Here is a 9618-nt window from a genome sequence, read left to right on the forward strand (position 1 = left end):
GCGGTGCGTGGATCGTCGGGTACTCCCCCTCGAACTACGATTGATTATTCACGAAGCACAGTTCGTGCGTCAAGGGGGAGCCGGCCGTCGATAGGGTGACCGGATGGACGAAGACGTACGACGCCGGCACTCGTCGTCGTTCGGCGCGGCGGCCACCGCGTACGCCGAACACCGCCCGGACTATGCGCACGCCGCCCTGCGATGGGCCCTCGAACCCGCGCCCGGCGTGCGGGTGCTCGACCTCGGCGCGGGCACCGGCAAGCTCACCGCCACCCTGGCCGAGGTGAGCGACGACGTCACGGCCGTGGAGCCGGACCCGGCGATGCTCGCCGAACTCCGCCGCACACTGCCGGACGTACGTGCGCTCGCGGGCAGCGCCGAGGCGATCCCCCTGCCGGACTCCTCCGTCGACGCCGTCGTTGCCGGCAATGCCATGCACTGGTTCGACATGGCCGTGGCCGGGCCGGAGATCGCCCGGGTCCTCGCGCCCGGCGGAGTCCTGGCCGGACTGTGGAACGTCGTGGACGACCGGGTCGACTGGGTCGCGGGGCTCGCGGCGGTCAGCGGAAGCGCCGCCATCGGCCCCCGGGACACGCCCGCGAGCTGGCGCGCCGCGACGGCGACCATGCACCTGCCGAAGACGGGCGAGGCCCGGTTCGGCTCGCCCGAGCAGGCGGAGTTCCCGCACGGGCAGCGCCGTACCGCCGACTCGCTCGTGGCGACGCTCGCCACCCGGGCCGGGATGCTGGTCATGCCGGAACGGGAACGCACGGAGGCACTCGACCGCATCCGCGCCTACCTGGCGAGCCGGCCGGAGACGGCCGACGGGGAGTTCACGCTCCCGATGCTCACCTGCGTACTGCGGGTGCGGCGCAGGTGAACGGCGCGGATGTCCGGTCCGCCGCCGCCGCGATGACCGCCGTGCTGCGGCCCGCCGCCGGCCGCGACTGGACGGTACGCGCGGGCGACCTGGACTGGTCCTGCTGGACCACCGCGGCGCACGTCGCGCACGACCTGGTCGCGTACGCCGGTCAGGTGTCCGGCCGGCCCGACGGTGGCTACCTCCCGTTCGACCTGCGGGTACGCGCCGACGCCGCGCCCGCCGAGGTGCTCACTGTCGCGGCGGCCGCGGCCGGGATGCTCGCCGCCACCATCGACGCGGCGAGCCCGGGCGACCGGGCGTGGCACTTCGGCCCCTGCGATCCGGGCGGGTTCGCCGCGATGGGCGTGGCCGAGATCCTGCTGCACACGCACGACCTGACCCGAGGGCTCGGCCTGGACTGGTCGCCACCCGCCGAGTCGTGTGCCCGGGTGGTGCGCCGGTTGTTCCCCGACGCGCCGGGCGGCGACCCGGTGCCGGTGCTGCTGTGGCTGACCGGCCGCGCGCCGCTCGGCGACCGGCCGCGGCGTACCGCGTGGACCTGGCAGGCGGCGCTTCCCTGAGCGCTCTCAGCGACGCCACCAGCGCCAGCGACGGCGCGGGCGGGCCGAGGCGGCACGCTGCGGCTCCGGTGCCGTGACGCCCGGCGCGGCGCGTTCCCGATCGGCGCGCCAGCGGCGCACCGCCTCGTCGACGTTCACCGGGCGGACCACCACGCGTGGCCCGGTCGGGGTACGCAGCCAGGCCACCACCTCGGTGTTGAGCGCCGCCACGTACGACCGGACGGCCTCCTCGGTGGGCAGGTCGCGCAGCTCGGCCGGGAGCTGTTCGATGCGGCGGCGCAACTGGAGCGGGGTGGGCAGCAGCAGGTCGGACGGGATCTGCTCGCGCTCCATGAAGCTGCGGATCCACCAGCCCTCGTCGTAGGGCATGTCACGCCCCGGGATGGGCTTGCCGGCGCCCGGCAGGTTGTCGAACTCGCCGCGCTCCTGGGCCGAGCGGATCTGCGCCTCGACCGCGGCCTCCCAGTCTGTCGTCACCGCCGTCACCTCCCGTACCCACGGTATCCGCCGCCGTCCGACAAGGGTCAGCGTCGCGCGGGGCCGGGCTGTTCCCGGGCGCCGGGCAGGACTGCGGCGTAGCGTGCCCCCGGGGAAAGGGGTGGCGGCGTGCGCGACTGGCTCATCGGACTCGCGGTGGCGGCGGCCTGCCTGATTGTGAGCTGGGCGGTCCTGGTACTGCTGGCCCGGCGCCTGCCGCCGGGGATCCTGCGCGATCTGGCCGCGTTCGTGCCCGACTGCGTGACAGCGGTACGACGGCTTCGCCGCGATCCGCGGGTGCCCCGCCGTGCCCGCGTCGCGATCGTGGTCGCCGGAATCTGGGTGGCCAGCCCGATCGACCTGATCCCGGAGTTCCTGCCGGTGATCGGCCCGCTGGACGACATCGTGGTGGTGGCGCTCGCGTTGCGCTACGCCGCCCGGCAGGTGCCCCGGCAGGTGCTGCTCGACGCGTGGCCGGGCGAGCCGCGGCTGCTGCTGCGCCTGCTCGGCCCGTGAGAGCAGCGGCGGGCCGGTGTCAGGGCAGGTGGCGGACGTGCCGGTGGCCGTCCCGGGGGAACGGCGGGCGGGCCGGCAGCACCTCGGCGAAGACGTACCCGCTCTTCTCCGCCACCCGGCAGGAGGCCGGGTTGTCGACCTGGTGCAGCAGCTCCAGGCGGGTCAGGCCGGTGGCGGCGAACCGGGCGAACGCCCACGCGGTGACCGCCTCCACCGCCCGTGGCGCGACGCCCCGCCCGCGTGCCGGCGCCGCCGTCCAGTAGCCGATCTCGGCGGACGGGCGTCCCGGGCGGACATCCTTGAGCACCACGCAGGCCGCCACCCGGTCCTCCTCCAGCACCGCGAACATGAACCGGTGCCCTGCGGCCCAGCCCTGGTGGCTGCGACGCAGGAACACCTGCGCCTGCGCCGGACCGGTCACCGGATGCCTGGTCCAGGCGCGCAGCACCGGATCCCGGTACGCCTCGATCAGCGCGCCGGCGTCGCCGTCGCGCCACGGGCGCAGCAGCAGGGCGGGTGCGGTCGGGGTGGCCGGCGCGGACAGCACGATCGACATGCGGCAAGTATCACCGCCCTCGACCCGATCACGTGACCCGCGCAACACCCCACCAGCGCCCCACGGGCACCCGCGGACGGCGGCAACCGGCGTAGGGTCCGGTTCACGGTCGGCAACGGGGAGGCGACGTGGTCACTGTCGGCGCGGTCCTGGGAATCGCCCTTGTGGCGCTCGGTCTGGTGCTCACGCCCGGGCCGAACATGGTCTACCTGGTGTCCCGGTCGGTGACGCAGGGGCGGCGGGCCGGGCTGGTGTCGCTGCTCGGCGTGGCCGTCGGCTTCCTGGTCTACCTGGCCGCCGCGGTGGCCGGTATCGCCACCGTGTTCGTGCTGGTCCCGCCGCTGTACACGGCGGTGAAGCTGGCCGGCGCGGCGTACCTGCTGTGGCTGGCCTGGCGGACGCTGCGCCCCGGTGGCACGTCGGCGTTCACCCCGGCGCCGCTGCCGCCGGACCGGCCCCGGCGCCTGTTCACCATGGGCCTGGTCACCAACCTGCTCAACCCGAAGATCGCCATCCTGTACGTGTCGCTGCTGCCGCAGTTCGTCGACCCGGCGCGCGGGCACGTGGCGGTGCAGAGTCTGCTGCTCGGCCTGACCCAGATCGTCGTGGCGCTGACCGTGAACGCGCTCATCGTGCTGAGCGCCGGTTCGGTGTCGGCGTTCCTCACTCGCAGGCCGGGCTGGGCGCGCGTGCAGCGGTGGGTGATGGGCACGGTGCTGGCGGCGCTCGCGGTGCGGATCGCCGCCGACCGCTCCCGCGCCGCCGTCGCCACCCCCTGACCCGGGGTACGCGCCTCAGCGCCCGCCGCCGTCCCACCACCAGAGCCGCGTCACGGGGTCTCCTCGCGTACCACCGCCACGCCGCCCGGTGCCACCGTCAACTCGCCGTCGACAGCCGCGCCGGTGAGCAGTTCGAACCCGGCAGCCGGCACCCGCTGCGGCCGGTCGGTGTGGTTGAGCAGGTAGAGCAGGCCGTCGTGGCGGCGTACCGCCTCCACACCCTCGGGCGCGCCGGGGCAGGCCGGGGCCACACCGGCGAGCCGGGCCGCCTCGGTGAGCAGACCGCGGTACGTGTCGTCGTCGGGGCGGGTGGAGACGTACCAGGCGTACGCGTCGCCGACCCGGTTCCGGGTGATCGCGGGACGGCCCGCCGGCACTCCCCCGGCGTACGCGCTGACCGTTTCCGCGCCGGCCGGGTGCACCGTCTCGGACCAGATCCGGCCGGTCCCGCCGGCGGTCAGCGGCACGTGTTCGTCGTCGGCGAGGGGGTGGAACTCCTCCACCCGCACGCCGAGCAGGTCCCGGTACGCGCCCGGGTAGCCGCCGAGGCGCACCCGGGCGTGCTCGTCTGCGACGCCGCTGAGCCAGGTCACCAGCAGATGCCCGCCGCCGTGGACGTGCCGGCGTACCCAGTCGACTGTGGCGTCGGAGGCGAGGTAGAGGGCGGGGAGCACGAGCAGCCGGCAATCGTCGAGCGGGGCGCCGGGCGGCACCACGTCGGCGGTGACGCCCGCGTGCCACAGGGCCCGGTGCACGGCGGCCGCCTCGCCGGGGTGGTCGAGTCCGTCGCGGGGCATTCCCGGGTGCCGCAGCGCCCAGCCGCTCGCCGCGTCGTACGCGATGGCCACCGCCGCCTGGACGCGGCCCGGCGCGGTCCCGGCGAGCCGGCCCAGCGCGGCGCCCAGGTCGGCGGCCTCGCGGAACACGCGGGTGTCCGGCCCGGCGTGCGAGACGACTGCGGAGTGGAAGCGTTCCGCGCCGCCGGCCGGTGCGCGCCACTGGAAGAACATCACCCCGGCGGAGCCGCGCGCGACGTGGGCGAGGCTGTGCCGGATCATCCGGCCGGGTTCCTTGGTGTGCATGCGCCCGGCGGTGTGGATCTGGTTGGGCGCGCTCTCCATGAGCAGCCACGGCACCGGCCGTCCGGCGCCGTGGCGGGCCCAGCCGCGGGCCAGGTCGGCGGCGAACGCGGTCTGCTCCTCCGCGCCCAGGTCGGTGGCGGACGGGTAGTGGTCGATCGCGACCAGGTCGACCTCGCGCGCCCAGCGGGCGTGGTCGACCGGCACCCAGTCGCCGAGCACGTAGTTGGTGGTGACAGGCACCGCCGGGTTCGCCGCGCGCAGCAGGTCCCGTTGCTCGGTGTACGCGGACAGCAACGTGTCGGACCAGAAGCGGCGGAAGTCGAGCAGCTGGCCGGGGTTGGCGAGGTACTGGGTGGCGCGGGGGGTGCCGACCTGCGCCCAGTCGGAGTAGTGCTGGCTCCAGAAGCTGGTGACCCAGGCGTCGTTCAGCGCGTCGAGGTCGCCGTACCGGGTGGTGAGCCAGTGGCGGAACGCCGTCTCGGCGTGCGGGCAGTGGCAGGTGGTGCCGTACTCGTTGTGCACGTGCCACAGCGCGAGCGCCGGGTGGTGTGCGTAGCGGGCGGCGAGCACCTCGGCGATGCCGCGGGCGGCGTCCCGGTACGCGGGCGCGGCGGCGCAGTAGGTGTCCCGGCTGCCGTGGTGCAGGCGTACGCCGTCGGCGGTGAGCGGCAGGGCGTCCGGGTGGCGCAGCGAGAACCAGGGTGGTGGCGACGCGGTGGGGGTGGCCAGGGCGGCCCGGATGCCGGCCGAGTGCAGCAGGTCCAGCACGTCGTCGAGCCAGTCGAGCGTGTAGCGGCCGGGTTCGGGTTCCAGCCGGGACCAGGCGAACACGCCGACGGTGACGAGGTTGACCCCGGCGGCGCGCATCAGGGCGACGTCCTCGCGCCACACGTCGGGCGGCCACTGCTCCGGGTTCCAGTCGCCGCCGTAGCAGAGCCGGCCGTCGTCCCACAGCGCTTTAGTTGGCATCCCGGCCAAAATAGGAACAGGTGAGACGGAAAGTCAATGCCGTCGATCATTGACAGTTAGTTGGGCTTCCAAAGAAACTGGCGGGACCGCCCGTGGACGCCGCGAGGAGACGCCCATGCCGTACCGCCCGCCGCTGGTCCCGTACGAGACGTTCGTGGCCGACCCGCCCGACCTGCCGGTCCGCGCCCCCGGCGAGGAGGGCGCCGACGACGTGCTGCGGGCCGAGGTCGCCGCGATCGACGCGCACGGGGTCACGCTCACCGCGACCTGCGCGTCCGGCCGCACGCTCGCCGCGCGCGTCGAGGCCGCCGGGGACGGGATCATCCGGGTACGCCTCGCCGACGACCTCTCGGTCCGCAGCCGGTCCGCACGGGCACTGACGCTGGTCCACCCGCAGCCGCACCCGGCCACGGTGACCGTCACCGACGGGCGCGTCCGGGTGGGTGCCGGTGGCGTGGTCGCCGAGGTGCGCCTGGACCCGTGGGGGTTGCGCTTCCTCACCCCCGACGGTCGGCTGCTGCTGGCCGCCGACGGCGGCACCCGGGACATCAGCGGTCGCCGCCGCACGCTGCCGCTCGGCCGCTCCACAGTCGACGGCGAGCCGGTGGCCTGGCACGAGAGCTTCGTCGCACCAGGCGACGAACGGTTCGTCGGCTTCGGCGAGAAGTTCACGCCGCTGGACAAGCGCGGCCAGCGACCGCTGATGTGGAACTTCGACGCGTTCGGCGGCGAGTCCGACCGCTCGCACAAGAACGTGCCGTTCTACCTGTCCGACCGCGGCTACGGCGTCCTCGTCGACAGCGGACTGCCGGTGCAGTTCGACGTGTGCGCGAGCACCCACAGCAGCGTGCAGATCCTCGTCCCGGACGACCTGCTCGACTACTACGTGCTGGCCGGGCCCACCCCGGAGCGGGTGCTCGACCGGCTCGACGCGCTGACCGGGCGGCCGTACCTGCCGCCGAGATGGGCGTTCGGCGCCTGGATCTCGTCGGGCTTCTTCCCGGACAGCCAGCAGCGCGTGCTGGAACGGGCCCGGCGCATCCGCGAGCGGGACATCCCCTGCGACGTGCTGCACCTCGACTGCTACTGGCAGGTCGCCGGGCACTGGTCGGACCTGCGCTGGGACGCCGACGCCTTCCCCGACCCGGACGGCATGCTCAAGGACCTCACCGAGCAGGGCTTCCGGGTGTGCCTGTGGATGAACCCGTACCTGATGACCGGCAGCCCGCTCTACGCCGAGGCCGAGGCCGCCGGGTACTTCCTGCGCCGCCCCGACGGCGGCACGTACGTCGCCGACACCTGGCACGGCAGCTACCCGGAGTGCGCCATCGTGGACCTCACGAACCCCGCGGCGGTGCGCTGGTTCCAGGGCCTGCTGCGGCCGCTGCTGGCGCAGGGCGTCGCGGCGTTCAAGACCGACTTCGCCGAGGGCGTGCCTGCGGACGCGGTCGCGCACAACGGCATGACCGGCGTGGAACTGCACAACGTGTACGCGCTGCTGTTCAACGACGCGGTCGCCGACGTCACCGAGGAGGTCGCAGGGCACCGCACGGTGTGGGCGCGCTCGTCGTACCTGGGCGGGCAGCGGCACAGCGCCCAGTGGAGCGGCGACGTCAACGCCACCTGGCCCGGCATGGCCAGCACGCTGCGCGGCGGCCTGTCCCACGGGCTGTCCGGGGTGCCGTTCTGGAGCCACGACACCGGCGGTTTCCACGGCACTCCCGAGCCGGACCTGTACGTGCGCTGGACCCAGTTCGGCGCGCTCTCCCCGCTGGTACGGCTGCACGGCACCACCAGCCGCCTGCCGTGGGAGTTCCCGCCCGAGGCGGAACGGCACGCGGTGGACGCGCTGCGGCTGCGCTACCGGCTGCTGCCGTACCTCTGGTCGGCGGCGGTGGCGAGCGCCCGCACCGGCGGCCCGATGCTGCGGGCGCTGCTCGTCGACACCCCGGACGACCCGGCGGCCTGGACCGCCGACCTCCAGTACCGCCTCGGCCCCGACCTGCTGGTGGCGCCGGTGCTCGACCCGTCCGGCGAGCGTGCCGTCTACCTGCCGGCGGGCGACGACTGGCTCGACGCGTACACGGGGCAGCGGCACCCCGGCGGCCGGCACCTGCGGGTGAGCGTGCCGCTCGATCGGCTGCCGCTGTACGTGCGGCACGGCGCGCTGATCCCCACGGTGGCGCCCGCGGCGACGGTCGGGACCGGCGCGTTCCGGGACGTCGCGCTGGTGGCCTGGGGCGGCGTGGACGGCGTGAGCGTGGTGCACGACCCCGACGGCGACACCACGATCACCGCCGTGCGCGACGGGGACACGCTGCGTGTACGCGTGGACGGGCCGCTGGACGTGCGGCGGGTCAGCGTGGTCGGGGAGGATCCGCCGCGCCGGGTGGTGCTCGACGGCGAGGCGGTCCCGGTGACGCCGTTCGCGCCGTGGTTCGGCGGCGGAGACCGGCCGGCCGGAATCTCGCCCCTTTAGTTTAAGCTGTAGCCGAACTCGGGCCGGGCGCAGGAGGCGGGCAGTACGTGATCAGCATCGACCGGCCGACGGCCGACCTCGGCGACGTGCGGGTGACCAACCGGGCCGCCGTGCTCCGGCACGTCCGCCGGCATGCCCCCTGCTCCCGGGCCGACGTGGCCGCGCACACCGGGCTGAACAAGGCCACCGTCTCCAGCCTGGTCGCCGAGCTGATCGAGCACGGCCTGCTGCGGGAGACCGGGCTGACCGAGAACCGGGTGGGCCGCCCGGCCACCATGCTCGTGCTCGACGGCTCCCGCTACGTCGGGCTCGGCCTGCGCATCGGCGCGGACGAGCTGGTGGCGGTCGCCGCCGGACCGGGCGGTGACCCGGTGCTCACCTGGCGACGGGCGTTCCCCGCCGCCACCGCCGGTCCCGAGGAGACGGTGAAGGCGCTCGCCACGCTGGTACGGCGCGCCGTCACCCGGATCGGCGCCGACCGCACCGTGCTCGGCCTGACCGTTGCCGTACCAGGGCTGGTGGATCCCGACGGCGACGTGCCGGCCGCCCCGGCGCTGGGCTGGCGCGGCGTGCCGCTTGCGGCGTCGGTGCGCCGCGCGCTGCGCGACCCGGGTTTCCCCGTCGCCGTCGACACCGAGGCCAACCTCGCCGTGCTGGCCGAGCGGCGGCACGGCCCGTACGCCGCCACCACCGATCTGGTGCACCTCACCGGCGGCCCGGCGATCGGCGCGGGCCTGATCAGCGGCGGCCGGCTGCTGCGCGGCGGCCGGGGCTTCGCCGGGGACGTCGGACACCTGCCGCTGGCCGCTGACGGCCCGGCCTGCGACTGCGGGCGGCGCGGCTGCCTCACCGCGCTGCTCGGCGTGGACGCGGTGATCCGCCGGCTGCTACCAGACGCCGGGCCGGTCACCGACCACCTGCCGGAGATCGAACGGATCCAGGCCCTGGCCCGCGCCGGGGACGAGCCGGTACGGACCGGGCTCACCGAGATGGGCCGGCTGCTCGGGCAGGCCGTGTCGGTGCTGTCCGGGCTGCTCGACCCGGAGGTGGTGGTGGTCGGCGGTCACCTGGCGGCGCTCGCGCCGTGGCTGCTGCCGGCCGCCCACGCCGAACTCGCCGCCCGCACACCGGTCCCACCCGGCGTGCGGCTGGAGGCCAGCACGCTCGGGTCCGCGGCCGGCGCGCTGGGCGGGGCCACCGCCGCAATGGCCACAGTGGAGGCGGGACGCCTGCCCGCCGGATGACCCCTTGACCGCACCCGCCGGAAGGTGTCAACCTCGGTAGCGCCGCGTTCCGGGACCGGGCAACCTGCGAAGC

General features: G+C 75.0%; 9 protein-coding genes. 6 read left to right on the top strand and 3 right to left on the bottom strand.

Features of this window, described 5'->3' with window-relative positions:
• Positions 1-103: 103 nt before the first annotated feature.
• Positions 104-880: a class I SAM-dependent methyltransferase gene (locus BFV98_RS04460; protein ID WP_071095028.1), complete on the top strand. Its 777-nt coding sequence runs from the start codon at positions 104-106 to the stop codon at positions 878-880.
• Positions 877-1443 (top strand): maleylpyruvate isomerase N-terminal domain-containing protein, encoded by a 567-nt coding sequence (locus BFV98_RS04465; protein ID WP_071095030.1) that lies wholly within the window; start codon positions 877-879, stop codon positions 1441-1443. The genes BFV98_RS04460 and BFV98_RS04465 overlap by 4 nt, the downstream gene beginning before the upstream one ends.
• Before the next feature lie 6 nt (positions 1444-1449).
• Here the strand turns inward: BFV98_RS04465 and BFV98_RS04470 are convergent, their stop codons facing one another.
• Entirely contained in the window at positions 1450-1920 is a 471-nt protein-coding gene (locus BFV98_RS04470) for a DUF1992 domain-containing protein (protein WP_013286306.1), read from the bottom strand.
• A gap of 129 nt (positions 1921-2049) precedes the next feature.
• Here BFV98_RS04470 and BFV98_RS04475 point away from each other — a divergent pair, with 129 nt between their 5' ends.
• Positions 2050-2436 (top strand): YkvA family protein, encoded by a 387-nt coding sequence (locus BFV98_RS04475; RefSeq protein WP_013286305.1) that lies wholly within the window; start codon positions 2050-2052, stop codon positions 2434-2436.
• Positions 2437-2455: 19 nt separating this feature from the next.
• On the opposite strand, the gene BFV98_RS04480 is transcribed toward BFV98_RS04475, so the two are convergent.
• The gene (locus BFV98_RS04480; RefSeq protein ID WP_013286304.1) at positions 2456-2992 is read right to left on the bottom strand and encodes a GNAT family N-acetyltransferase; all 537 of its coding nucleotides are present in this window, start codon (positions 2990-2992) and stop codon (positions 2456-2458) included.
• A 128-nt stretch (positions 2993-3120) separates the two neighbouring features.
• Here BFV98_RS04480 and BFV98_RS04485 point away from each other — a divergent pair, with 128 nt between their 5' ends.
• Complete coding sequence (locus tag BFV98_RS04485; protein WP_071095032.1) at positions 3121-3771, top strand: LysE family translocator; 651 nt, start codon at positions 3121-3123, stop codon at positions 3769-3771.
• Positions 3772-3821: 50 nt separating this feature from the next.
• On the opposite strand, the gene BFV98_RS04490 is transcribed toward BFV98_RS04485, so the two are convergent.
• A complete protein-coding gene (locus BFV98_RS04490) occupies positions 3822-5822 on the bottom strand; it encodes a beta-galactosidase (RefSeq protein ID WP_071095033.1) in 2001 nt (666 codons plus the stop codon).
• 115 nt (positions 5823-5937) lie between these two features.
• Here BFV98_RS04490 and BFV98_RS04495 point away from each other — a divergent pair, with 115 nt between their 5' ends.
• The gene (locus BFV98_RS04495) at positions 5938-8301 is read left to right on the top strand and encodes a TIM-barrel domain-containing protein (protein WP_071095034.1); all 2364 of its coding nucleotides are present in this window, start codon (positions 5938-5940) and stop codon (positions 8299-8301) included.
• Between the two features lie 47 nt (positions 8302-8348).
• Complete coding sequence (locus BFV98_RS04500; RefSeq protein WP_071095036.1) at positions 8349-9545, top strand: ROK family transcriptional regulator; 1197 nt, start codon at positions 8349-8351, stop codon at positions 9543-9545.
• The last annotated feature ends 73 nt before the right edge of the window (positions 9546-9618 follow it).

This window comes from Micromonospora sp. WMMB235 (assembly GCF_001855515.1).
GTDB classification, from domain to species: domain Bacteria; phylum Actinomycetota; class Actinomycetes; order Mycobacteriales; family Micromonosporaceae; genus Micromonospora; species Micromonospora aurantiaca.